Below are 24,753 nucleotides of genomic sequence, written 5' to 3' on the forward strand. Positions count from 1 at the left end.
AATGAGAATGAGTTTCATGATCTTTATCAATTGGGAGAGGATATCTTGGATCTGCACGCTGAACACTCAAGCAGCAAAATGAAAGTGACAGGCGGCCTGGCAACCGCGCTGGCGACGCCGTCACTGTTGCTACTGGCCACACCGGCTTCTGGTCAAACCACCGAGCCCACACAGCTGACGCCGATCCAGGTGGAGGGTACCCGTCCTGCTCCCTTCAACGTGAAGCACTCGGCATCCGACAAATTTACCGCACCGGTTCTGGACACAGCCAAATCACTACAGATCATCCCGCAAGAGTTGATTCAGAGCCAGGCCGCCAGCACCCTGACAGACGTGCTGCGCAACTCGCCGGGCATCACTTTTGGCGCAGGCGAAGGCGGAAACCCCTTGGGGGATCGCCCATTTATTCGCGGCTACGATGCGCAGTCCAGCACATTTATCGATGGCATGCGCGACATCGGCGCCACCTCGCGGGAAGTGTTCAACCTGGAACAGGTTGAAGTAATCAAAGGGGCCGATGGCGCCTACGCCGGCCGTGGCGGTGCGGGCGGCAGCATCAACCTGATCAGCAAAACAGCCAAGCTGCGCGACTTTACCGATATATCGGCCGGGTTTGGCACGGATCGCTATTTTCGCCAGACCGTGGACAGCAACTGGCAGCTTGGAGAGTCCTCTGCGTTTCGCTTGAACGCCATGAACCACAGCCAGGATGTGGCCGGGCGCGATACTGTGGATGCCAGCCGCTGGGGGGTGGCCCCCACGCTGTCGCTGGGCCTAGGCACGCCGACACGCCTGACACTGAGCTATTTTCACTTGGAAAGCGACGACACTCCGGACAGTGGCATGCCCTACACGATATCCAGCAAAGGATCCAATGATCCCAGCTTCCACCGCCGCCCGGTGGATGTGGATCGCGACAATTTCTATGGGCTGGACAGCGACTATCGCCGCACGCGCAATGACATGGGAACGCTGCTGATCGAGCACGACCTGGCTGACACCCTGGCCGTACGCAACCAGACCCGCTACACGCGCGGCACCCAACGCTACGTCGTAACGCAACCAGACGACAGCAAGGGCTACGTCAACAATGGCATGGTCTGGCGCCGTGCCAACACCCGCGACAGCCGCGTGAGCACCTGGGCCAACCAGACCGAACTGCTGGGCGAGTTTCGCACCGGCAGCCTGAAGCACCGTTTTCTCACTGGTATTGAGTTCTCGGTGGAAGACGGGCGCAAGGACAGTCTGGATGTAGATCGCGACAACAGCGACAAGATCAAGTGCAAGGGCGGTATTGGAGCAGGCTCTGCTTACCATTGCACCAGCCTGTATACCCCTACTCCAGGCGATCCCTGGGTCAACACCGGCAGCGGTGGGCCTCTGGGCGAGATCACCTACTCGCGCACGCTGACCAAATCGTTGTACGGCTTTGACACCATCGAATGGAACAAGCACTGGCAAACCACGCTGGGCCTGCGCCTGGACGACTACACCACCCGGGTAGACCCCACCGGAGGAAACCGTATTGATCGCCACGACACCCTGCTGAACTACCAACTGGGCCTGGTATACAAGCCTGCGCCCAATGGCAGCATATATGCCTCATACGGCACGTCGTCCACCCCGGCAGGCGCCGGACTGAACGAAGGCAGCGGCAACAGCCTTGTACCAGGCAGGCGCGTTCCGATCAACGCGGCCGACACCGCCCCAGAGAAAAACCGCACGATGGAGTTTGGCACCAAATGGGACGTGTTGGATGGACGTCTGGGCCTGACAGCGGCAGTGTTCAGGGTTGAAACCACCAATGCGCGGGTTACCGACGCCAATGGCCTGTACACCATGGCCGGCAAAAAGCATGTGGACGGGTTTGAACTGGGGTTTTCGGGCAATGTCACACCGCAATGGCAGGTATACGGCGGCTACACCTACCTGAAAAGCAAGATCGTGGATAATGGCAGCGCCAAGGGCAGCCAGGATTACGCTGGCAACGTGTTTCCCAATACGCCGGAACACAGCTTCAGCCTCTGGAACACCTACGCCTTTACGCCCAAATTCAGCGCCGGGATGGGTGCCTATTACGTAGGCCAGCAGTACGGCAACGAAGCCAATACTATCAGCATCCCCTCCTACTGGCGCTTTGATGCCATGGCCGGCTACAAATTCAACAAAACAGTGGATCTGCAGATCAACATCAACAACCTGTTTGATGAAACCTACTACGACCAGGCCTACGCCTCCCATTACGCCTCGATTGCCCCGGGACGCTCGGCCATGGCCACGCTGAACCTGCATTTCTGATGCACAGCGACACATCGTTTGCCACGGCTGCACACCGCAGCCCGCAAGCGGGCGCGCTGGACAGTCACACCATCAACCAAAGCGCGCCTCAGGCGCTGGCCAGGCAGATGGAACAACTGCTGGCCGGCCCGCCTGAGGCGGCAGCCGCCACACTCAAGGCAGCTGCACAAGGCGGGGTGGTGCAGGCACAGCTGGTATATGGGCAATGGCTGCTGGATGGCCACGGCGTCGTGCCAGACGCACCCCAGGCATACGAATGGTTTCGCCATGCCAGCCGCGAGGGCGAACCCATGGCACTGAACATGCTGGGCCAGTGCCATGCACACGGCTGGGGTGTACCGGTAAACCTGGTGATGGCTGCCTACTGGTTTCGCCTGGCCGCCTTGGGCGGGCTGGACTGGGGCATGTACAACTACGCCACGGCGCTGTCCCTGGGCCTGGGCACCGATATCGACCGCGATGCGGCGCTTACATGGTTTCGGCAGGCGGCAGCACTGGGCCACGCCAAATCCATGAATATGATTGGCAGCTTTTACGAGGACGGCTGGGTCGTAGCACAAAGCAGCCAGGATGCGCTGGTCTGGTACCGCCAGGCAGCGCAGGCGGGTGATTTTCGCGGACAGTTCAATCTGGCCCGGCTGCTGATGGCCAAGGGCCAGACACCCGCTGCGCTGCAGTGGCTGGCGCGCGTGCCCGAAACCGCAACCCCGGCCTTTATCCGCCAGGCCATCACCTGGTTACAGGATCATTTTCCTGACCTGCCCCTGCCGCAAAGCCTGGCGGCGGCCGCGACTGCAACCCTGGCCGCACCCTCATCATGCTGATCACCCTCCCCGACCTGCTGCCGGCCGAACAGGTACTTCAATGCCGTGAAATGCTGACCTCCGCCACCTGGATAGACGGACGAGCCAGCGCCGGGCACGTGGCCGCCCATGTAAAAGCCAACCGCCAGCTGGCGCAGGATGACCCTGTTGCCCTGCAGATTGGTGCGCTGATCACCCAGGCACTGCGCCAGCACCCAGTGTTTCAGTCGGCAGCGCTGCCAGCCCGGATTCTGCCTCCGCGATTTAACCGCTACGAAGGCGGTGAACACTACGGATTTCATATCGACAATTCGATTTTCAGATTACCTGCTGAAAATGCGAGCCAGGCTTTGGCCCCCTCTGCCTTGACGCCCAGGCTGCTGCGCTCGGATATTTCCACCACCGTATTTTTCAGCGATCCAGACGATTACGACGGCGGAGAGCTGATCATCCAGGACACCTATGGCGAGCAGCGCGTGAAGCTGCCGGCAGGCCAGGCGGTGGTGTATCCCGGCACCAGCCTGCATCAGGTAACCCCAGTTACCCGTGGGGTGCGCTATGCCGCGTTTTTCTGGACGCAAAGCCTGGTACGCGACGACACCCAACGCAGCCTCCTGCTGCAGCAGGATGTCGCCATCCAGCGATTGATCCGGGACGGCGCCAACCCGGAGATCATCAGCCAACTCACCGGGGTGTATCACAACCTCCTGCGTCAATGGGCAAACCCTTGAGCAGCAATTGCTTAATGCTGCAGCCGAAACCAGTTCAGGACAGCATCCAAGGGGCTGACGTCCAGCGCAAAACGCGCCTGGGCACGCACCACAGGCTTGGCACGGTAGGCCACGGAATAATGTGCCAGCGCCATCATGGGCAAATCGTTGGAGCCGTCGCCCATGACAACGAGCTGCTCGGGCGACGCACCCAGCGACTGTGCCAGGGCCTGCACATGGCGCGCCTTGGCGGCCCCGTCCACGATATCGCCCAGCACCTGGCCCGTCAGCTTGCCATCCACCACTTCAAGCACGTTGGCATGGGATTCGTCCAGCAACAGCCCGCGCTGCAGGCGCTGGGTAAAGAAGGTGAAGCCGCCCGAGACCAAAATGGTTTTGACCCCATGCGAACGCATGGTTTCAATCAGGTTTTCAGCCCCTGGATTAAGCCGAAGCCGCTGCGAGAATACCTGCTCGAGGGCGGTTTCGGGCACGCCTCGCAACAGGGCGACACGGCGGCGCAAGCTTTCGGAGAAATCCTTGATTTCGCCGCGCATGCTGGCTTCGGTAATGGCCGCCACTTCGGCCTTGCGGCCCACGGCATCTGCAATTTCGTCGATGCACTCGATATTGACCAGTGTGGAATCCATATCCATGGCCAGCACCTTGCACTCGGCCAGGCGATGGACGGACGCCAGCCACGCCGCATCCAGATGCGCAGCCTGCGCCATGGCCAGCACCTCGTCGCGGGTAGACTCATCCACATTCAGCAGACGAATCGCGGTGGGCTTGAGCTCTTGTACTCCATCGGCGCAGGCAACCGCTGCCAGCCGTTCAACGTCCGCTGCCACCAGGCGCGGTGCCTGCAAAATAAGGTGTGCCATGAATCCTGTCTCCCAGTCGTGCGCGGCTATTTTACCTGCCACACAGCCCCCTCGCGCCCCGGCGCCCCTGTGCGCTCAGGATTACGCTGATCAGGCCCAGGCGCGGCTGGACCCGGCCATCTGGGTCTGGCTGCAATCCGGCGGTGCCGATGAGATCACCGCCCGGGAAAACCACCGGGCCTACGCGGCTCTGCGCCTGCGCAGCCGCGTGCTCAGGCCTTTAGCCGGCGCCCACACCCGTCTCCAACTGCTTGGCCAGAATCTTGCACACCCAATTCTGATTGCGCCCATGGCCTGGCACGGGCTGGTACACGCCGAGGCCGAACAGGCCACCGCACTGGCTGCCGCCGCAACCGGCACACCGTTGGTGGTCAGTACACAATCCGGCACGCCCATCGAGACACTGGCCACCCTGCCCGGGCCACCGCACTTGTGGTTTCAGCTGTATGCCCAGCGACGCCGGGCCGATACCCTGGCGCTGGCGCAAAGAGCGTTACAGGCAGGCGCCCGGGCCCTGGTGCTGACGGTGGATGCGCCGGTAAACGGTGTGCGCAATGCCCAGCAACGGGCCGGATTTGCACTGCCTGCCGGCATACGTTCCGTGCATCTGGATGGTTTGCCACCACCCACTATGCGCCCGGTACCGCCCGGTGGCAGCCCCTTGTTTGACAGCGGCTTGCTGGATGCCGCCCCCACCTGGGAAGACGTCACATGGCTCAAGGCGCAACTGCCCGATACACCGCTTTGGTTAAAGGGGATTCTTGACGCCGAAGACGCCTGCATCGCCATTGCCAGCGGGGCCGATGGCCTGATCGTCTCCAACCACGGCGGGCGCTGCCTGGACACCCTGCCCGCCACGCTGGAGGCGCTGCCCGCGATTGCGTCCGCAGTCAAAGGCCGCGTGCCCCTGTTGCTGGATGGAGGCATCCGCAGAGGCACCGATGTGCTCAAGGCACTGGCACTGGGGGCTCGGGGGGTGTTGATTGGAAGGCCTGTGCTGCACGCACTGGCCGTGGGCGGCGCACCTGCAGTGGCGCATTTGATACAGCTACTGAGAGGAGAACTGGAGGTGGCGATGGCCCTGACGGGCTGTCGCACACTGGCCGATATTAACGAAGACGGCGTCTTTGCAGCATGTAGCACCACACAAAGCCCGGGTAACCCAGCACCATAAACAGGGCCAGCGTTACAGCATAGAACTCCCAACCCTGGGGAAACGCATTGCCCAGATCTAGCTCCATGGCAAAGCCCAGCATGCCAACCAGCACATAGCCTACCAGCAGCTCGAGGAAGCGGTCGATGAACAGCTTGCCGGAGCCCGCGGGTTTTGCCTGACGAGCGGCTGTATCCGATGCCGTCGGCTGACGCAATGCGGCCAGCCAGCCCGCAGCGGACAGCAAGGCTGCCGCCAACCCGATACTGATCAGTAATTTAAAGATAAACAGGGTATCTCCGACGCCGCCGAATGAGCTGCCCACCAGTTTCAGGGTGCCCCATGACCACGCTGCCAGAAGCACCAGAAACCCCAGGCCAAACAACCATCGGATGCCGTCACCCCAGGCCTGCAGCGCCTGCGCCCAAGGCCAGGGCGCCAGCGGACGATCCAGCACGAAAGGCAGGTTGGCCAGCAGCAAGGCGCCGAGGATAACCAGCCAGACAGAGATGGTGAGGGTCATGAATACCTTTACGGGGGGTCAGAATCGCAGCGACTGCTGGATGACATTGATACACAATGCCATTAGACCACCAGGCAAGATACCCAAACCAATTACCAACAGGCCATTCAGGGACATCACACCACGGGTAGCCAGCGTGCCGGCGCCCAGAGTGACGTTGTCGTCGGGCTCGTCGAAATAGGCGGTTTTGACCACGCGCAGGTAATAGAAGGCACCAATGACGGACATCATCACCGCAAACACAGCCAGAGGCACATGGCCGGCGCTGATCAGGGCCTGCAGCACCACCAGCTTGGCGTAAAAGCCAGACAGCGGGGGAATCCCGGCCAAAGAGAACATCGCCAGCAGCAGCACACCGGCCAGCAGAGGATTGCGCCGGTTCAGGCCTTTGAGGTCGGCGATTTCTTCGCACTCAAACCCTTGGCGCGACATCAGCATGATCAGGCCAAAGGTGGACAGCGTGGTGAGCACATAGATGACGATATAGAACAGTGACGCACCGTACGCCGCCGCACTGGCACCGGCCTGACCCTCGAACACGCCCGAGAGCAGGCCCAAAAACACAAAGCCCATATGGGAGATGGTGGAATACGCCAGCATGCGCTTGAAGTTGGTTTGCGCGATGGCCACGATATTGCCGATAGCCAGCGAAAGTGCCGCCATGATCAGCAGCATCGGCTGCCAATCCACTGCAATACCGTGCAGGGCTTCGATCAGCAGGCGCAGGGTGATGGCAAACGCCGCAAACTTGGGTGCCGAGCCAACCAGCAGGGTAACCGTGGTGGGCGCGCCCTGATAGACGTCGGGTGTCCACATATGAAACGGTGCGGCGGTAAGCTTGAACGCCAGGCCCGAGACAATGAACACCACACCAAACACCAGCGGCAGGCGCTGAGCGCCGCCGTCGCGGATCACCTGGGCGATCTCGGCCAGGCCCAACTGGCCTGTGGCACCGTAAATCATGGACATGCCATAGAGCAAAATACCGGAGGCCAAGCACCCGAGCACATAGTATTTCATGGCGGCCTCGGTGGAGGCGACATGATCTCGGCGCAAGGCCACCAGCGCATACAGCGCAAAAGACATGAGCTCGACGCCCAGGTACACGGTGAGCATGCTGCCTGCGGAGATCATGACGAACTCGCCCAGCAACATCAGCAGCGTGAGCGAATACATCTCGCCGCCCCGGGCCATCATGTCACGCTTCTCGGCATAGGCACGGCCATAGATCAGCGTGACCGCCACAGCGATGGCCGACAGGATTTTCAGGAAGTGGCCCAGCGAATCGGCCACGTACAGGCTGCTGAAGGTGCGTCCCTGCACGCCCTCGCTCCACTGGCCCCAGGACACCAGCACCGCAATGACCAGCGTGGCCATGGTGAGCATGAAGGTCATGCGCCGCTGGGGCTCGTTGCCAAAGGCGTCGATCAGCAGCACGGCTCCGGTCAACACCAGCAGGACGATCTCGGGAGTCGCCAGCGCGAAGTCGAAAAGATTTTGCATCGTGATTCCGGTCTACAGTTTCGATTGAGCGACGTGATCCAGCAGCGCCTGCACGGACGGGTGCATCAGATCGGTGAAGAAGCTGGGGTAGATCCCCATGAAGAGGGTAAGAATGGCCAGCAGCCCGAGGATCAGGAACTCGCGGCGGCACAGATCCTGCATGCCGTTTACTTGTTCGTTGACCACCGGGCCAAAGGCCACGCGCTTGACCATCCACAGCGAGTAACCCGCGCCCCAGATCAGCGCCGAGGCTGCCAGCAAGCCGATCCAGAAGTTGTACTGAACAGCCCCTAGAATGACGGTGAACTCGCCCACAAAGCCGCTGGTGCCCGGCAGGCCCGCATTGGCCATGGAGAACAGCACAAAATACGTGACAAAGCGCGGCATGCGATTGACGATACCGCCATATGCATCAATGCGCCGTGTGTGCAGGCGATCGTACATCACGCCAATACACATGAACATCGCCCCGGACACAAAGCCGTGGGAGATCATCTGGATGATGGCGCCTTCGAGGCCGGTGATGTTAAAGACGAAGAAGCCCAGGGTGACAAACCCCATGTGCGCCACAGAAGAATACGCCACCAGCTTTTTCATGTCGTCTTGCACAATCGCCACCAGGCCAATGTAGATGACAGCCACCAGCGACAGCGCAATCATGATGCCTGCCAGGCTATGAGACGCATCGGGTGCGATCGGCAGCGAGAAGCGCAGGAAAGCGTAGGCACCGAGCTTGAGCATGATGGCCGCCAGCACGATGGAGCCGCCCGTGGGGGCCTCGACGTGCGCGTCGGGCAACCACGTGTGGATGGGCCACATCGGGATCTTGACCGCAAACGCGGCAAACAGCGCCACGAAGATGAACATCTGCTCGGTGTAGCTCAGGCGCACCTGATGCCAGGTGGCAATATCAAACGACTGACCCGACACATGCCACAGGTAGATGAAGGCGATCAGGGTGAGCAGAGAACCCAGCAAGGTGTACAGGAAGAACTTGAAGGCCGCATACACGCGGTTGGGGCCGCCCCAGGCACCGATGATGATGTACATCGGGATGAGCGTGGCCTCGAAGAACACGTAAAACAGCATGCCGTCGAGCGCACAGAACACGCCAACCATGAGGCCTGACAAAATCAGGAAGGCCGCCATGTACTGCGCCACGCGAGACTTGATAACCTCCCAGCCCGCCAGCACCACAATGATGGTGATGAAGGCTGTGAGCAGCACAAACCACACGGAGATGCCGTCGATCCCCAGGTGGTAATTGAGGTTGAAAGCCTCGATCCAGGGAGTGTTCTCGACAAACTGCATGTCGGCCGTACGCGGATTGAACCCGGTGTACAGCGGCAGTGTGACCAGAAAGCTGATAATCGAGCCCACCAGCGACAGCACGCGGGCAGGCCCGGGGTTGTCGTCGCGGCCAACCAGCAACACCAGCAGCCCGAAAAAGATCGGGACAAAAATCGAGAGAGTCAGCCAGGGGAGTGTAGAAGACGCCATTTCGCTAGCCATCAATGAACCATCAGGACGAAGAATGTGAGAAACACCATGATGCCGATGATCATGGCGAAGGCGTAGTGATAGATGTAGCCCGACTGCAGCAACCGCGCAGTAGCGGCCGTGGCCCCCACCAGACGCGCACTGCCGTTGACGATCAGGCCATCGATAATGCCGCGATCGCCGCCCTGCCACAAACCGTGGCCCAGGCCGCGTACCAGGCGTGCCAACACCTGTTCGTTAAACCAGTCGAAGTAGTACTTGTTGTCGAGCAAGCGATAGATCGGCGCCAAACGACGCGCCATCGCCGCCGGTACCGACGGATTGACCAGCCAGCAATACCAGGCCACCACAAAACCAGCCAGCAGCAGCAGGAATGGTACAGAGGTAAGCCCGTGCAAGCCAAAGCCTACCCAGCCGTGCCATTCTTCCGCCAGGGCGGCCATGGCCGGGTGCTGGGCCAGCACCGTGATGGACTTGCCAAAATAGCCGTTGAACAAGAGCGGATCGACAAACCACACCCCGGCCACCACTGACATGACAGCCAGGACAGACAAAGGCAAAGTGACTACCCAGGGTGACTCTTTAGGCTTGGCACCATGCAAGGCATGGATGGCCGGGCCGTCACCGTGGCTGACCCAATGGGCGTGATCGTGATCGTGCTCGACATCCTGCGGATAGCGCTCTTTGCCGTGGAACACCAGGAAGTACAGACGGAAGGAGTACAGCGAGGTAACGAACACGCCGCTGAGCGTCAGCACATAGGCAAAGCCGGCACCCGGGATATTGGCCGCGTGGGCCACCGCAATGATGCTTTCTTTGGAGTAGAAGCCCGAGAAAAATGGCGTCCCTACCAGGGCCAGGGTGCCAATCAGCATCGTAATCCAGGTGATGGGCATGCGTTTCCAGAGCCCGCCCATATGGCGCATGTCCTGGTCGTGCAGCATCCCCATGATGACCGAACCCGCACCCAGGAACAGCAGGGCCTTGAAGAAGGCGTGCGTCATCAGGTGGAAGATGGCCACGGAGTATGCGGAGGCGCCCAGCGCCACCACCATATAGCCCAGCTGCGACAAGGTGGAATACGCCACCACGCGCTTGATATCGTTTTGCACCACCCCGAGAATGCCCAGGAACAGCGCGCCAAACGCACCGATCACCATGATCACGGACAAGGCGGTTTCGCTGAGCTCGAACACGGGCGAGAAACGTGCCACCATGAAAATGCCGGCCGTCACCATGGTGGCCGCGTGGATCAGGGCAGAAATTGGTGTGGGGCCTTCCATGGAATCGGGCAGCCACACATGCAGCGGGGCTTGTGCCGATTTACCCATCGCACCCACAAACAGGCACAGACACGCCACGGTAAGCATTTGCCAATCGGTGCCCGGGAAAACAATGGCGCCGAGTTTGTCGGCTTGCGCGAAGACCTCGGCGTAATTGAGGCTGCCACCATAGGCATACAACAGGCCGATGCCCAGCACGAAGCCGAAATCACCCACGCGGTTGACCATGAAGGCCTTTAAGTTGGCAAACACGGCCGAGGGCTTGGAATAATAAAAGCCGATCAGCAGATACGACACCAGGCCGACAGCCTCCCAGCCAAAGAACAGCTGGAGCATGTTGTTGGCCATCACCAGCATCAGCATGGAGAAGGTAAACAGGGAGATATACGAGAAGAACCGGTTATAACCGGGGTCTTCGGCCATATAGCCAATGGTGTAGATGTGCACCATCAGGGACACACCGGTTACCACCACCATCATCAATGCGGTAAGCGAATCAATGAGGAACCCGATCTCGAACTTGAACGGCCCGATCATGGACCAGGTATAGATGGTGCCATCGAAGGTTTGGCCATCCAGCACCTGCTGCAGCACAATGAGCGAGCCGATAAAGGAAATGGCCACCCCGAGGATGGTGAGGGCATGCGAGCCGCGGCGGCCAATCCACGAGCCCATGAAGCCCGTGCCAAAAAAGCCGACCAGCACTGCGGACACCAGTGGTGCCAGGGCGATCAACAAATAAAGACTTTGCGCTGTCATGACGCCCTTACCCCTTCAACTGGTCGAGTTTGTCTACGCTGATATTGCTGAGATTACGGAACAGCAGTACCAGGATGGCCAGACCGATTGCCGCCTCGGCGGCCGCCACGGTTAACACAAAGAACACAAACACCTGGCCATCGGGATTGCCCGACCAGACCGAAAAGGCGACGAAGTTCATGTTGGCCGACAGCAAGATAAGCTCGATCGACATCAGCAGCACAATGAGATTGCGCCGATTAAGAAAAAAACCAAAGACGCCAAAGGCAAACAGGATGGCCCCGACAATCAGGTAGTGGCTTAGACCGATTTCCATCATTTTTCGGCTCCTTCGGTTTCCGGGGCGTCGGGTGTTTCTACCACGGCAGACATCTTGACGATACGCAGGCGATCAGACGCCTTGACGCGTACCTGGCTGCTTGGGCGCGTGCGTTTGAAATCGGTACGTTTGCGCATGGTCAGGGCGATGGCCGCAATCATGCCCACCAGCAGGATGAGACCGCCAATTTGTACGGCGTAGGCAAAATGCGTGTACATCGCGGTGCCCAGCGCCAGCGTGTTGTCGAAGTCGTCGGCCGGTACCGGCAGCGCCGAGGCATCACCCCAGGAGCGCACCAGCACAAACGCCATCTCCAGCACCATCACGCCACCAATGGTGAGCCCCAGCGGCAAATACACCTTGAGACCGGAGGTGAGGCCTTCAAGCTTCATGTCCAGCATCATCACCACGAACAAAAACAGCACCATTACGGCGCCCACATACACAATCAACAATGCCAGCGCCAGGAATTCAGCCTGGATCAGCATCCACATCATGGAAGCAGTAAAGAAGGTGAGAATCAGGTGCAGCACGCCGGTAACCGGGCTAGTGGCAGTGATGACCCGAAAGGCCGCCACCACCAGCACGATGGCCAGCAGATAAAACAGTATGGATTGAAAACTCATGATCGGTCTTCCGGCATCAGCGATAAGGTGCGTCGGCAGCGCGACGGGCGGCGATCTCAGGCTCGTAGCGATCGCCTACGGCCAACAGCATGTCTTTGGTGTAATAAAGATCACCGCGTTTTTCGCCGTGGTACTCGTGCAAATGGGTCTCGACGATGGCATCGGTTGGACAGGCTTCTTCGCAGAAACCACAGAAGATGCACTTGGCGAGGTCGATGTCGTAACGTGTGGTACGGCGTGAGCCGTCTTCACGTTGTTCGGACTCGATGGTGATGGCCAGCGCCGGGCACACGGCTTCGCACAGCTTGCAGGCAATGCAGCGCTCTTCGCCGTTTTCGTAGCGGCGCTGCGCGTGCAGGCCGCGAAAACGTGGCGACGTGGGCGTTTTTTCTGCCGGATAGCGCAGGGTAATTTTGCGCTTGAAGAAATACCGGCCCGTCAGGCGCATGCCCTCGAGCATTTCCTTCAGCATCAGACTGCCAAAGAAGTCTTTGATTGCTTCCATGTCGTACTCCTTACTGCCAGATGTTCCAGGGTGTCTGCATCCAGACAGCCACAACTACCAGCCATATCCCGGTGAGGGGAATGAACACCTTCCAGCCCAGACGCATGATCTGGTCGTAGCGGTAGCGCGGGAAGGTAGCGCGGAACCAGATAAACAGGGAAACCACGAAAAAGGTTTTGATGCCCAGCCAGAGCCAGCCCGGCACCCAGGTAAATGGCGCGACATCCAGCGGTGGCAGCCAGCCCCCCAGGAACATCACTGCCGCCATGGCCGACAGCAAAATCATGTTGGCGTATTCGCCCAGAAAAAACAGGGCAAAACCCATGCCGGAGTATTCGACCATGTGGCCGGCCACGATCTCGGACTCGCACTCGGCCATGTCAAAGGGGTGGCGGTTCGTTTCAGCCACCGAGGCAATCACGTAGATAACAAACAGCGGCAGCAGCGGCAGCCAGTTCCAGGACAAAATGCTGATGCCATGGCTGGCAAACCAGCCCGTACCCTGCCCCTGAACAATGCCCGACAGATTAAGCGTGCCCGAGACCAGCAGCACAGTAACCAGCACAAAGCCCACGGCCAGCTCGTAGGACACCATCTGCGCCGAAGCCCGCAAAGCCGACAGCAGCGCATACTTTGAGTTGGACGCCCAGCCGGCAACAATGACCCCATACACCCCCAACGAGGTAATGGCCATGATGAACAGCAGGCCCGCATTGATATCGGCTAGCACGACTTCGGGCTGGAAGGGGATTACCGCCCAGGCGGCCAGGGCCGGCATCAGGGTAACCACTGGGGCCACCACATAAAGCACCGGGTTGGCCTTGGTGGGCACAATCAGCTCTTTGGTGAGCAGCTTGAACACATCGGCAAAAGGCTGCAACAGCCCGCGATAGCCGACGCGGTTAGGCCCCAGACGGATGTGCATGAAGCCAATCATCTTGCGTTCCCAGTACGTAAGATAGGCCACACACAAGATGATGGGCACGGCAATGACGACGATCTTGACCAACGTCCAGACCACCAGCCAGGGGGTCTCGCCGATCAGGCCGGTGCCGTAGGCGTTGAGAGTATTCAACCAGTCCATTAGCGTTGCTCCAGCTGGATGGCGCCCGAGCCCATGCCCAGGGCAGCGGTCTGTTCGAAGGCACCGGCAATCCGTACTGCGCCATCGGCCACGGTGTCATCCAGGGCCGCAGTCAGCTGGATCTCGCCGTGTGCAGAGCGCACGGTAACCGGCTGGCCATCCGCCACACCCAGAGACTGCAGGGTGGCGGCATTGGCAGCCGCCTGCGGCGGTGCAGAATTGACGTGCTCTTGCAGCGGTTGCGAACGGCGTACCAGCGCATCGGTACGGTAGATAGGCAACTCGGCCACACGCTCGACCGACGTGGATGCCTGACGCACACCCGGCTGGTGACGGATCTCGTTGGACAGGCGGCCTTCAAGACCACCCACCATCACGGTGTCGCGCACGGACTCGGAGGTGTCGTCGTCAAAGCCGGCCAGGCCCAGCAGATTGCCCAGCACGCGCAGGACTTTCCAGGCAGGACGGGTATCGCCCACTGGCGCGGCCACACCCTTGAAACTTTGCACCCGGCCTTCGGCGTTGACAAACGAGCCGGAGGTTTCGGTAAACGGCGCAATGGGCAGCATGACATCGGCCCAGTCTTCTGCCGCAGAACGGAAGGCGGTAAATGCCACGGCCATGGCCGAGCCTTGCAGGGCTCGCACCGCCTGATCGCCCAGATCGCTGTCCAGACGGGGTTCGGCATGCAACACCAGATAGGCTTTCAGGGGATCGCCCGAGAGCATCGCCCGGGCATCCAGGCCCCCATTGGCAGGCACCGCACCCGCCAGATAGCCACCCACGGTGTTGCCACCAGCAGTAAGGAAGCCAAAACGGCCACCGGCCAGTTGCGCAATCAGCTGCGCATTGGCAGCCAGCAAGGCGACGTCTTGGCTGGTAAGGGTGAGATTACCCATCAGCACAGCCACGCGCTCGCCGGAGGCGAGGCTTTGCGCGATATCCTGAGCGCCTTGACCCGCTTGCAGGCCGGCCAGGGCATCAGGCACCGGCTGAGACTTGAGCCCGGCCAGCGCCACGGCGATCTCGCCCAGGGCATTGACCAGACCCGAAGGCTTGACCGTGATGCGGCCCGTGACCGGCACCAAAGGATCGACTGCCACGCTATCGACCAGCGAAAGCTGCATGCCACGCTTGGCAGCCTGGCGCAGGCGCTGAGCCATCAGCGGATGATCCTTGCGCAGGAACGAACCCACCACCAGGGTGCGGTCTAGCGTGTTGAGATCGGCGATGGGCATGCCCAGCCAGGGGGCGCCGCTGCGTACGGCATCCAGGGCAGCACCCTCGCCACGCAGACGGAAATCGATGTTGTCAGACCCCAGGGCATGCGTCAGGCGCGCCAGCAGGGCGAGTTCTTCGAGGGTGGCGGTTTCGGTACCCAAGGCACCGATCTGTGCCCCGCCACCGTCTTCGCGCACTTGATTAAGGCCGGTCACCACCGACTGCAAGGCATCCGACCACGAAGCTTCGTGCCACTGGCCGTCACAGCCGCGCACCATCGGGTGCTGCAGGCGATCCTCGACATACAGCCCGGCATACGAGAAGCGGTCGCGGTCGCTGATCCAGCATTCGTTGACGGGCTCGTTCTCGAAGGGCACCACGCGCAAGACGCGGTCCATCTTGGTTTGCACCACCAGATTGGCGCCCACGCTGTCGTGCGGGCTGACGGAGCGGCGACGCGCGAGCTCCCAGGTGCGAGCGCTCATCATGAAGGGCTTGGACAGCAAGGCACCCACCGGGCAGACGTCGATCATATTGCCCGAGAGTTCGGACTCGACCGCCTCGCCCACAAATGTGGTGATCTCGGAGAACTCGCCCCGATTGAGCATGCCGATTTCCATGATGCCACCGATCTCCTGCCCCACCCGCACGCAGCGGGTGCAGTGGATACAGCGCTGCATTTGCTCGGCCGAAATCAGCGGCCCCATGGGCTTGTGAAACACCACGCGCTTGGGTTCTTTGTAGCGCGAGGCGGATTCGCCATAGCCCATGGCAAGATCTTGCAGCTGGCATTCGCCACCCTGATCGCATACCGGGCAATCCAGGGGGTGATTAATCAGAAGAAACTCCATTACAGCGCGCTGGGCGGCCACGGCTTTTTCGGAGTGCGTATACACCACCATGCCGTTGGTAACCGGTGTCGCACAGGCCGGCAGTTGCTTGGGGGCCTTTTCGACCTCGACCAGGCACATGCGGCAGTTGGCGGCAATGCTGAGCTTCTTGTGATAGCAGAAATGCGGGATGTACAGCCCCGCCGCGTGAGCAGCCTGGATAACCATGCTGCCTTCTTCGGCTTGAACCTTCAGCCCGTCGATGGTGAGTTCTACCATGGCGTGTCCTGACCCTACAGATACTTGGCGACCACACAATCTTTGTGGTCGACGTGGTGGACGAATTCGTCGCGGAAATGCTTGATAAAGCTGCGTACCGGCATGGCGGCGGCGTCGGCCAGCGCACAGATGGTACGACCCATCATGTTGTGCGCCACCGAATCCAGGGTTTCGATGTCTTCCATCGTGCCCTGGCCGTGCTCCATGCGCTGCATCATGCGATACAGCCAGCCCGTGCCCTCGCGACATGGCGTGCACTGGCCGCAGGATTCTTCCATGTAGAAGTACGACAGGCGCATCAGCGATTTGACCATGCAGCGGGTGTCATCCAGCACAATCACGGCCCCCGAGCCCAGCATCGAGCCGGCCTTGGCAATGGAGTCGTAATCCATGTTGGTGTTCATCATGATGTCGGCAGGCAGCACCGGAGAGGACGAGCCCCCCGGAATCACTGCCTTGAGCGCCCGCCCGCCCTTGACCCCGCCGGCAAGCTCGAGCAGCTTGGAAAACGGCGTGCCCAGCGGGATTTCGTAGTTGCCGGGGCGTTCGACGTCGCCGGACACCGAGAAGATCTTGGTGCCGCCGGCTTTCTCGATACCAAGCTCTAGATAGGCTTGCGCACCCATCTGGAACACAAAGGGCACCGCGGCAAAGGTTTCGGTGTTGTTGATGGTGGTGGGCCGGCCATACAGACCGAAGCTGGCCGGGAACGGCGGCTTGAATCGCGGCTGGCCTTTTTTGCCTTCGAGAGACTCGAGCAAGGCGGTTTCTTCGCCGCAGATGTAGGCGCCAAAACCGTGGTGCGCATGCAACTGGTACGAAAAGCCCGAACCCAGAATGTTCTCGCCCAGGAACCCGGCCTCGCGCGCCTGGCGCAAGGCTTCTTCGAAGCGCTCGTGGATCTGGAAGATTTCGCCGTGGATGTAGTTGTAGCCCACCGACGCGCCCATGGCAAAGCCGCCGATGATCATGCCTTCGATCACTGAGTGCGGGTTGTAGCGCAGGAGGTCGCGGTCTTTGAACGTGCCTGGCTCGCCTTCGTCGGAGTTGCAGACGACGTACTTTTGCCCCGGCAGGTTGCGCGGCATGAACGACCACTTGAGCCCCGTGGGAAACCCTGCACCGCCCCGGCCCCGCAGGCTGGAAGCCTTGAGCTCGGCGATCACATCGTCGGGCGTCATCCCGGTGGTGAGAATCTTTTTAAGGGATTCGTAGCCACCGCGGGCGATGTAGTCGTTGATCCCCCAGTTGTTGCCGTCCAGCCCCGCCAGCAGCAGCGGCTTGATGTGCCGGTCGTGGAAAATCATGCTGCGTGAAGGATCTTGTCCTAACTCGGGGTTAAGCGCATCCGTGCCAAATTTCTGCAAGACGTCCTGTGCGCTCATGCCGACTCCTTGAGTTCGCGAATCAGGGCATCGATTTTCTCGGGCTGCATGCGGCAGCACATGTGCTTGTCGTTGGCCAGGATAACCGGCGCATCACCACAGGCACCCATGCACTCGCCCTCGTTGAGGGTAAACAGGCCATCGGGCGTGGTCTCGTGAAAATCGATCCCCAGTTTCTCTTTGAGGTACTGGGCTGCCTGGCCGCTGCCTTGCAGCGCACAGGGCAGGTTGGTGCAGATGGTAAGCGTAAAGCGTCCCACCGGCTGGGTGTTGTACATGGAGTAAAAGGTGGCAATCTCTTGCACTGCGATGGTGGGCATCTGAAGGTAAGCCGCCACATCGCGGATGACTTCTTGGGAGACCCAACCTTTTTCGGTTTGTGCAATGGTCAGCGCCGCCATCACGGCGGATTTCTTTTGATCCGCCGGGTATTTGGTGATTTCCCGGTCGATGTCCCGGTAAGCTTGTTCGGAAAGCAGCATCGTCATGGTTCCTGTGATGTCCGGGCCTTAGCGGTCGATTTCGCCAAACACAATATCCTGGGTACCAATGATGGTGACCACGTCGGAAATCATGTGCCCCTTGGACATTTCTTCGAGCGAGTGCAGATGGGCGAACCCCGGCGCCCGGATTTTAAGGCGGTAAGGCTTGTTGGCACCATCAGAGATCAGATAAATGCCGAATTCGCCCTTGGGGTGTTCTACCGCGGCATAGGCCTCGCCCTCGGGCACGTGCATGCCCTCGGTAAACAGCTTGAAATGGTGGATCATGTCCTCCATCCCGGTTTTCATGCGCTCGCGCTTGGGCGGTGCCACCTTGTGGTTGCCCACAATGACGGGGCCGGGATTGTTGCGCAGCCACTCGATGCACTGGCGGATGATGCGATTGGATTCGCGCATCTCGGCAATGCGGCACAGATAGCGGTCGTAGCAATCGCCGTTTTTGCCCACCGGAATATCAAAATCAAGCTTGTCGTAAACCTCGTAGGGCTGCTTCTTGCGCAGATCCCACTCGATGCCCGAGCCACGCAGCATGGGGCCGGTAAAGCCCAGCGCCAGGGCGCGCTCTGGAGAAACCACGCCGATGTCCACCAGGCGTTGCTTCCAGATGCGGTTTTCGGTCAGCAGGACTTCGTATTCGTCGATGCAGGTGGGAAACCGGTTGGTGAAGTCTTCGATGAAATCAAGCAGGGAACCCGAGCGGGCTTCGTTGATGGCCTTGGTTTCTTTGTCGGAGCGATACTTGGAGCCCGCGTACTGCGGCATGGTGTCGGGCAGATCGCGGTACACACCACCGGGCCGGTAGTAAGCGGCGTGCATGCGCGCACCGGAGACGGCCTCGTAGCAGTCCATCAGGTCTTCGCGCTCGCGGAAGGCATACAAAAACACTGCCATGGCACCGACGTCGAGGGCGTGCGAGCCCAAGGACATCAGGTGGTTAAGGATGCGGGTGATTTCGTCGAACATCACGCGGATGTATTGCGCACGCACCGGAATCTGGATGCCCAGCAGACGCTCGACGGCCATGCAGTAGGCATGCTCGTTGCACATCATGGAGACGTAATCGAGCCGATCCATGTAGGGCAAGGTTTGCAAAAACGTGCGGGTCTCGGCGAGCTTCTCGGTGGCGCGGTGCAGCAGACCAATGTGAGGGTCGGCGCGCTGGACGACTTCGCCGTCGAGCTCGAGCACCAGGCGCAACACCCCGTGGGCGGCCGGGTGCTGCGGGCCAAAGTTGAGGTTGTAGTTCTGAATCTCTGCCATATCAGTACCGTTCGATTCCGTAGTGATCGTCGCGCACCACGCGAGGGGTCACCTCGCGGGGCTCGATGGTGACCGGTTGGTAAATCACGCGCTTTTGCTCGGCGTCGTAGCGCATCTCGACGTGGCCGGAGATGGGGAAATCCTTGCGGAAAGGATGGCCAATAAAACCGTAGTCGGTAAGGATGCGGCGCAAGTCGGGATGGCCTTCGAACACAATGCCGTATAGGTCAAAGGCTTCGCGCTCGTACCAGTTGACCGACGGCCAGACATCCACCAGAGAGGCCACCACGGGGAATTCATCGTGCTCGGCGTACACCCGCACACGCAGCCGCCAGTTATGGGTAACCGACAGCAAATGGACGACCACTGCAAAGCGGTGCGGATGCTGCGCAGAGTAGCCCGGGTGGTAAGTGGGCGCTTTCCAGGCAGAGTAATCCACCCCGCAGAGATCCATACAGGATTCAAAGCGCAGGCTGGCGTGATCGCGCAGGATGCGGCAGGTGTCTGCCCAGGCAGACTGGGGCAGCTGCAGGGTGAGCTCGCCCAGGGATTCGGTAACCAGCACCGAGGCCCCCAGGACATCGCGCAGATTGGTTTCTAGTGTCTGTAGCCGTGTCATATGCAGATCGTGGGTTCGGATCAGGGATGGGAGTGCCGGGTGATGAAACACAGGCCGCCTTGTGGCGACGCGCCGGCAAACCCGCTAGCGCGCAATGGTGTTGGTAAGACGGATCTTGTTTTGCATCTGCAGCAAGCCGTATACCAGCGCCTCGGCCGTGGGCGGACAGCCCGGCACATAAACATCCACCGGCACGATACGATCACAACCACGCACCACCGAGTAGGAGTAGTGGTAGTAGCCGCCCCCGTTGGCACAGGAGCCCATCGAAACCACCCAGCGCGGCTCGGGCATTTGGTCGTACACCTTGCGCAGTGCCGGAGCCATCTTGTTGCACAGCGTGCCAGCCACGATCATCAGATCGGACTGACGCGGGCTGGGACGAAAAATAATACCGAATTGGTCGAGATCGTAGCGCGCCGCGCCGGCGTGCATCATCTCGACGGCACAACAGGCCAGACCAAATGTCATGGGCCACAAAGAGCCCGTTTTAGCCCAGTTGAGGAATTTATCCGCACTGGTGGTCATGAAGCCTTTTTCCATGACGCCTTCTACAGCCATTTTGCTTACCCCCAATTATTCCCAGTCGAGTGCGCCACGGCGCCACTCGTAGATGAAGCCCACCGTGAGGATGCCCAGGAAGATTGCCACCGCCCAGAACCCCACCATGCCCACGGCACCGTTGGCCATGGCCCAGGGAAACAGAAACGCGATTTCGAGGTCGAACATGATGAACAGGATGGCGACCAGGTAATAGCGCACGTCGAATTTCATGCGGGAATCGCCAAAGGATTCGAAACCGCATTCGTACACGGAAAGCTTTTCGGCATCGGGCACGTTGCGGCCCAGCAAGCGCCCCGCCACCAGCAGGGCCGCGCCAATCAAGGTGGCGACGATGATGAAAAGCAGCACAGGAAAGTACTGTTCCAGATTCATGATAGGCCCCTGCTCCAGAAGATCAAACTACGGGATTGTATCATTTCGACAAGCTTATCCGCAGGGAAAACCCGTGTCTGAAACACATTTGATGTGGGTCAATCCAGCTAAGCACAGATCGGCTTTCAGGCGCCTGAAATGCGGTGAGGATCCGCACAGCGCCATCCAGACTAGACATGTGGTAGCCCCAGCCATCGATGATCAGATTTTCCCCAAGTGACAAACCGGATCAAAGCCGACCAGATGCACGAACGGCAGGTTGAGTTTCCGGCCATCATGGGCTCTCCTGATTTCATTCGCTATAATGTGTATAGCACACACGAAAAAAGCCTTGGGTACCGGGCTTGTCATCCAGTTGCTTCGTCAGGCTGGCCTAAAATAAGGAGGCCCTCATGAAATACCCCATTGCTATCGAGCCCGGCAACGACACTGCCGCCTGGGGAGTCGTGGTGCCTGATTTGCCCGGTTGCTTCTCCGCTGCCGACAACGGTATCGACGAGGCCATCGAGAACGCCAAAGAGGCAATCACCTTATGGATAGAAGACGCCATCGCCCACAAAGAAAGCATTCCAACACCCTCCAGCATCACCGATCTGCAGAAATCCGGTGAATACGATGGGTGGATATGGGCGATCGCCGAGGTTGATCCGGCCTTGATCGACGATACGATCGAACGAGTGAACATCACCCTGCCTCGCCGCATTCTCGCTCTGTTGGATCATCAAGCAAAGTCAGCAGGCGAAACCCGATCCGGCTACATCGCACAGATGACCCTGACGCACTGAGAGGCGTGCAACAAAAAACCACCCGAAGGTGGTTTTTTGTTGGAGCGCCGAAGCCCTCCCAAGTTTTGCGTAGCCCGGCAAGCCGGGCCACATCGCAGCGTGGACAAGCCACGCGAAGCGATTAGAACTTGTGGTTCAGACCGATACCGGCTTCGGTACCTTTCAGATCCTTGACGTAGCCAAGGTTCTTGCCGTAGGAAGCGTAGGTGTAGACACCGGTGCGCTTGGACAGCGGGTAGAAGTAGTTGATCTGATAGGTGCTGATGTTGCCAGCCTCAGAACTCCACTTGTCGGCATCATCCAGATTGGACGTAGAGTAGTTCCAGCCAGCATACAGTTTGCCGCCTGCCAGAGGAGCGCTCAGGCCAACGTGGTAGTTGTTGGACTTGAGATCTTTGTAAGAAGTAGCATTGCGCAGGCCGTCGATATACCCGTTGGCCTTACCACCCCAACCCAGCTTGCCATGACGGTCTTGACCATAAGCCAAGGACAGTTTCACGACTTCAAAGTCGTAGGCAGCGTTCAAGTTCCAGCTGGTGATGGCGTCGTCGTTTGCAGTCTGGCCGCTACGATCGTAGCTGGCACCGGCACTGATGGGGCCATTGGCATACGTCAGACCCAAGGAAGTGCGGGAGGTACGCTCATTGGCGGGAGCCGTTGCTTGACCTTCATCACGGGTGATCGTGTCATCGCCTTCAGAGCCGTACAAGGCGATTGCCTTGAAGCCAGCGAAATCAGGCGTGACATATTTGAAGGAATTGTCGATACGGTTGCCGTAGCCTACGCCACCGAAGACCTTATCCACGTCGCCCAGGTTCCAGCCGTTGGAGATCAGGTTGCCGACTTCAACACCGGCGCTGTACTGACGGCCCATGGTGAAGGTACCCCAGCTGTCGCTGGACAGACCCACGAAAGCCTGACGATGGAATTGGCGGCTTTCCTTGTCGGCAGCAGTATAACCGCCGTTACCCAGATCAAAGCCTTGCTCCAATTGGAAAATAGCGCGCAGGCCATTGCCCAGATCTTCGGAGCCTTTCAGGCCGAAGCGGTTACCGTTGACGGTGCCGCTACGCAGACCGGAGGTCTTGGCAGTTTGATCGGCGCCATCGTGGTCGTATTTGTAGTTCTGATAGCCGTAGCCGGTATCCAGGATACCGTACAGCGTCACGGACGTTTCTGCTTGAGCAACGCCAGCGGTAGCAAAACCGGCCAGCAGAGCAGCAGCGAGCAGAGTCTTTTTCATGTAAGAAATCTCCGTAGATTTGTGTGAATCAGAGCAGGCCAACAACATCCTGTGCTGCTGCTCTTTCTAACTCCGCGAAGGGAAGTTGTTGGTATTGCATCAAAAATCGGGCGCAATTGCCATGTTGAGAGGGCCAAAGGCCTCAGTTTCCCCAAAAGACGTTGCAGAACCACAACAGATCCGCCGGCAACCGTACAATCGCGGCTGGGCTGCCCCAATGTGTAAATCCGGGCGGCCAGCAACCTGTTGCGTGGTGCCTATGTCTGTTGTTTTGCTGATCCTGCCGGATTTTTTAGTGATTGCCCTGGGCTGGCTGCTGCTGCACCGCTTTGGCTTTGATGCGTCTTTTTTCAGGCAGGCCGAGAAGCTGGTTTATTTTGTGTTGTTTCCGGCGCTGCTGTTTCATTCCATCACGCAGGCGCCGATGGCGTTGAACACCGCCACAGTATTGCTGGCCGCCACCGTAGGGGTGATGCTGGGCGGGATTGCGCTGGCCTGGCTGGGCCGGCTGGCAGTGCGGCCCAATCCAGCCGCGCATGCCGCCACGGCGCAGTGTGCCTTCAGGTTCAACAGTTATCTGGCGCTGGCCCTGGCGGCCAGCCTGGGCTGGCCCGAGGCGCAATCCACCATGGCGGTGATCTTGGGGTTTGCCATCCCTATCAGTAATGTAGGTGCGGTGCATGCGCTGGCCAGCCGCAACGGCGGGCACGCGCTGGCGGAGATGGCGCGCAATCCGTTTATCCTGGCCACGCTGGCGGCGCTGGCGTTCAACTTCTTGGGGATCCCGGTGCCGCATGTGGCCGAGGTGGCGTTAAGCCGGCTGGGCGCGTGTGCCATTGCGCTGGGCTTGCTGTGCGTGGGCGCCACCTTGTCATTACAGGGCGGGCGCCAGCACGCACCGCTGATGGCCTGGATGATTGCCGCCAAGCTGGTTTTGTTGCCACTATGGACATTGGCCCTGGCATGGATGATGGGCCTGGGAGCCGAGACCCGCCTGGTGCTGCTACTGTTCTCGGCCGTACCGACGTCCTCGGCGGCGCACGTGCTGGCAGCCCGCATGGGCGGCGATGGCCGGCTGGTGGCGGTAACCATGTCTCTGGGCACGGTGCTGTCGGCCATCACCCTGCCGATCTGGCTGGGGCTTATGCGGTAGGGCTATCATCCGCTGACCCCTGGCCTGTTTTTGATCTCTATCTGCCATATAACCATGACCCTGCCCGCTGCCCCCCGTGAAATTCTGTTGCCGGATGAGGATGCCACCGTGGCGCTGGCACAACGCCTGGCGCCACTGCTGATGGGCCACCCGCCCAAGCCTGGCACGCCCGGCGGCCCGCAGGGGGCGCCAGGGGGGCGAATCCACCTGCGCGGCGATCTGGGCGCGGGTAAAACCAGCCTGGTGCGGGCCCTGTTGCGCGCCTGCGGTGTAAGCGGACGAATCAAAAGCCCTAGCTACACCTTGCTTGAAAGCTATAATGTTTCTAACTTATACTTCTATCACTTTGATTTCTATAGATTTAGCGATGCGCACGAATGGCGGGACGCGGGCTTTGGCGAACTGCTGGCCGAAAATGCAGTGGTTCTGATCGAATGGCCCGAACAAGCGGGCACCCGCCTGCCTCCTCCGGATCTGGATATTTTGCTGGAATACGCGGGGGCGGGACGCCGTGCATGGCTAAGCGCCTGCAGCGAAAAAGGACAGCTATGGCTGACGCACCTACCCCCATTGCAAACCTGATCCCCCC

The 24,753-nt window shown here is 59.9% G+C and carries 24 protein-coding genes; 7 read left to right on the top strand and 17 right to left on the bottom strand.

From position 1 onward, the window contains the following. Window positions 1-78 precede the first annotated feature (78 nt). The 3 genes from WA928_RS02385 (at window position 79) to WA928_RS02395 (ending at window position 3,832) form a co-directional block, all read left to right on the top strand. Window positions 79-2,298, top strand: coding sequence for a TonB-dependent receptor (locus WA928_RS02385; RefSeq protein WP_424299078.1), 2,220 nt, complete (start codon window positions 79-81; stop codon window positions 2,296-2,298). Between the two features lie 107 nt (window positions 2,299-2,405). Then, the gene (locus WA928_RS02390; RefSeq protein ID WP_350380194.1) at window positions 2,406-3,122 is read left to right on the top strand and encodes a tetratricopeptide repeat protein; all 717 of its coding nucleotides are present in this window, start codon (window positions 2,406-2,408) and stop codon (window positions 3,120-3,122) included. Then, entirely contained in the window at window positions 3,116-3,832 is a 717-nt protein-coding gene (locus WA928_RS02395; protein WP_350379576.1) for a Fe2+-dependent dioxygenase, read from the top strand. Before WA928_RS02390 ends, WA928_RS02395 begins: the two co-directional genes overlap by 7 nt. 11 nt (window positions 3,833-3,843) lie before the next feature. Here the strand turns inward: WA928_RS02395 and serB are convergent, their stop codons facing one another. Then, window positions 3,844-4,695: a phosphoserine phosphatase SerB gene (gene serB / locus WA928_RS02400; protein ID WP_350379578.1), complete on the bottom strand. Its 852-nt coding sequence runs from the start codon at window positions 4,693-4,695 to the stop codon at window positions 3,844-3,846. On the opposite strand from serB, the gene WA928_RS02405 reads away from it, so the two are divergent. Continuing rightward, window positions 4,694-5,869, top strand: a complete 1,176-nt coding sequence (locus WA928_RS02405) for an alpha-hydroxy acid oxidase (RefSeq protein WP_350379579.1) — start codon at window positions 4,694-4,696, stop codon at window positions 5,867-5,869. The two genes, serB and WA928_RS02405, sit on opposite strands and share 2 nt — an antisense overlap. Here WA928_RS02405 and WA928_RS02410 read toward each other — a convergent pair. From WA928_RS02410 to WA928_RS02480, 15 genes are all read right to left on the bottom strand, one after another. Then, window positions 5,805-6,371, bottom strand: coding sequence for a DUF2818 family protein (locus tag WA928_RS02410; protein ID WP_350379581.1), 567 nt, complete (start codon window positions 6,369-6,371; stop codon window positions 5,805-5,807). The genes WA928_RS02405 and WA928_RS02410 overlap by 65 nt on opposite strands. Before the next feature lie 18 nt (window positions 6,372-6,389). After that, entirely contained in the window at window positions 6,390-7,874 is a 1,485-nt protein-coding gene (gene nuoN / locus WA928_RS02415; protein WP_350379582.1) for an NADH-quinone oxidoreductase subunit NuoN, read from the bottom strand. Between the two features lie 12 nt (window positions 7,875-7,886). Further along, entirely contained in the window at window positions 7,887-9,374 is a 1,488-nt protein-coding gene (locus WA928_RS02420; RefSeq protein ID WP_350379584.1) for an NADH-quinone oxidoreductase subunit M, read from the bottom strand. An 11-nt stretch (window positions 9,375-9,385) separates the two neighbouring features. Further along, window positions 9,386-11,416, bottom strand: a complete 2,031-nt coding sequence (gene nuoL, locus WA928_RS02425) for an NADH-quinone oxidoreductase subunit L (protein ID WP_350379586.1) — start codon at window positions 11,414-11,416, stop codon at window positions 9,386-9,388. Between the two features lie 7 nt (window positions 11,417-11,423). Next, a complete protein-coding gene (nuoK, locus tag WA928_RS02430; RefSeq protein ID WP_350380196.1) occupies window positions 11,424-11,732 on the bottom strand; it encodes an NADH-quinone oxidoreductase subunit NuoK in 309 nt (102 codons plus the stop codon). Continuing rightward, window positions 11,732-12,361, bottom strand: coding sequence for an NADH-quinone oxidoreductase subunit J (locus tag WA928_RS02435; protein ID WP_350379589.1), 630 nt, complete (start codon window positions 12,359-12,361; stop codon window positions 11,732-11,734). The genes nuoK and WA928_RS02435 overlap by 1 nt, the downstream gene beginning before the upstream one ends. Window positions 12,362-12,377: 16 nt before the next feature. Continuing rightward, window positions 12,378-12,866 (bottom strand): NADH-quinone oxidoreductase subunit NuoI, encoded by a 489-nt coding sequence (nuoI, locus tag WA928_RS02440; RefSeq protein WP_350379591.1) that lies wholly within the window; start codon window positions 12,864-12,866, stop codon window positions 12,378-12,380. Between the two features lie 10 nt (window positions 12,867-12,876). Beyond that, the gene (gene nuoH / locus WA928_RS02445) at window positions 12,877-13,950 is read right to left on the bottom strand and encodes an NADH-quinone oxidoreductase subunit NuoH (protein ID WP_350379593.1); all 1,074 of its coding nucleotides are present in this window, start codon (window positions 13,948-13,950) and stop codon (window positions 12,877-12,879) included. Beyond that, window positions 13,950-16,280 carry an NADH-quinone oxidoreductase subunit NuoG gene (nuoG, locus tag WA928_RS02450; RefSeq protein WP_424299087.1) on the bottom strand — a complete coding sequence of 777 codons (2,331 nt, stop codon included), beginning with the start codon at window positions 16,278-16,280 and terminating at the stop codon, window positions 13,950-13,952. The genes nuoH and nuoG overlap by 1 nt, the downstream gene beginning before the upstream one ends. Before the next feature lie 14 nt (window positions 16,281-16,294). Further along, complete coding sequence (gene nuoF / locus WA928_RS02455; RefSeq protein ID WP_424299090.1) at window positions 16,295-17,665, bottom strand: NADH-quinone oxidoreductase subunit NuoF; 1,371 nt, start codon at window positions 17,663-17,665, stop codon at window positions 16,295-16,297. After that, complete coding sequence (gene nuoE, locus WA928_RS02460; RefSeq protein WP_350380199.1) at window positions 17,662-18,147, bottom strand: NADH-quinone oxidoreductase subunit NuoE; 486 nt, start codon at window positions 18,145-18,147, stop codon at window positions 17,662-17,664. The genes nuoF and nuoE overlap by 4 nt, the downstream gene beginning before the upstream one ends. Before the next feature lie 27 nt (window positions 18,148-18,174). Then, the gene (locus WA928_RS02465; protein WP_350379600.1) at window positions 18,175-19,428 is read right to left on the bottom strand and encodes an NADH-quinone oxidoreductase subunit D; all 1,254 of its coding nucleotides are present in this window, start codon (window positions 19,426-19,428) and stop codon (window positions 18,175-18,177) included. A gap of 1 nt (window position 19,429) precedes the next feature. Beyond that, entirely contained in the window at window positions 19,430-20,047 is a 618-nt protein-coding gene (locus WA928_RS02470; RefSeq protein ID WP_417275978.1) for an NADH-quinone oxidoreductase subunit C, read from the bottom strand. A gap of 84 nt (window positions 20,048-20,131) precedes the next feature. Further along, on the bottom strand, window positions 20,132-20,608 hold the full coding sequence (locus WA928_RS02475; protein ID WP_066457841.1) for a NuoB/complex I 20 kDa subunit family protein: 477 nt from the start codon (window positions 20,606-20,608) through the stop codon (window positions 20,132-20,134). A 15-nt stretch (window positions 20,609-20,623) separates the two neighbouring features. Next, window positions 20,624-20,983 (bottom strand): NADH-quinone oxidoreductase subunit A, encoded by a 360-nt coding sequence (locus WA928_RS02480; RefSeq protein WP_424299094.1) that lies wholly within the window; start codon window positions 20,981-20,983, stop codon window positions 20,624-20,626. 392 nt (window positions 20,984-21,375) lie between these two features. On the opposite strand from WA928_RS02480, the gene WA928_RS02485 reads away from it, so the two are divergent. Beyond that, window positions 21,376-21,768 (top strand): type II toxin-antitoxin system HicB family antitoxin, encoded by a 393-nt coding sequence (locus tag WA928_RS02485; protein ID WP_424299097.1) that lies wholly within the window; start codon window positions 21,376-21,378, stop codon window positions 21,766-21,768. A 121-nt stretch (window positions 21,769-21,889) separates the two neighbouring features. On the opposite strand, the gene WA928_RS02490 is transcribed toward WA928_RS02485, so the two are convergent. Beyond that, on the bottom strand, window positions 21,890-23,011 hold the full coding sequence (locus WA928_RS02490) for a porin (RefSeq protein WP_424299100.1): 1,122 nt from the start codon (window positions 23,009-23,011) through the stop codon (window positions 21,890-21,892). Window positions 23,012-23,270: 259 nt separating this feature from the next. Here WA928_RS02490 and WA928_RS02495 point away from each other — a divergent pair, with 259 nt between their 5' ends. Together WA928_RS02495 and tsaE are read left to right on the top strand one after the other, a co-directional pair. Further along, on the top strand, window positions 23,271-24,164 hold the full coding sequence (locus tag WA928_RS02495) for an AEC family transporter (RefSeq protein ID WP_424299103.1): 894 nt from the start codon (window positions 23,271-23,273) through the stop codon (window positions 24,162-24,164). A 54-nt stretch (window positions 24,165-24,218) separates the two neighbouring features. Further along, the gene (gene tsaE, locus WA928_RS02500) at window positions 24,219-24,746 is read left to right on the top strand and encodes a tRNA (adenosine(37)-N6)-threonylcarbamoyltransferase complex ATPase subunit type 1 TsaE (protein WP_424299106.1); all 528 of its coding nucleotides are present in this window, start codon (window positions 24,219-24,221) and stop codon (window positions 24,744-24,746) included. Window positions 24,747-24,753: the final 7 nt, after the last annotated feature.

This window comes from Castellaniella sp. (genome assembly GCF_049651205.1).
In the GTDB taxonomy this organism is placed as follows: Bacteria; Pseudomonadota; Gammaproteobacteria; order Burkholderiales; family Burkholderiaceae_B; genus Castellaniella.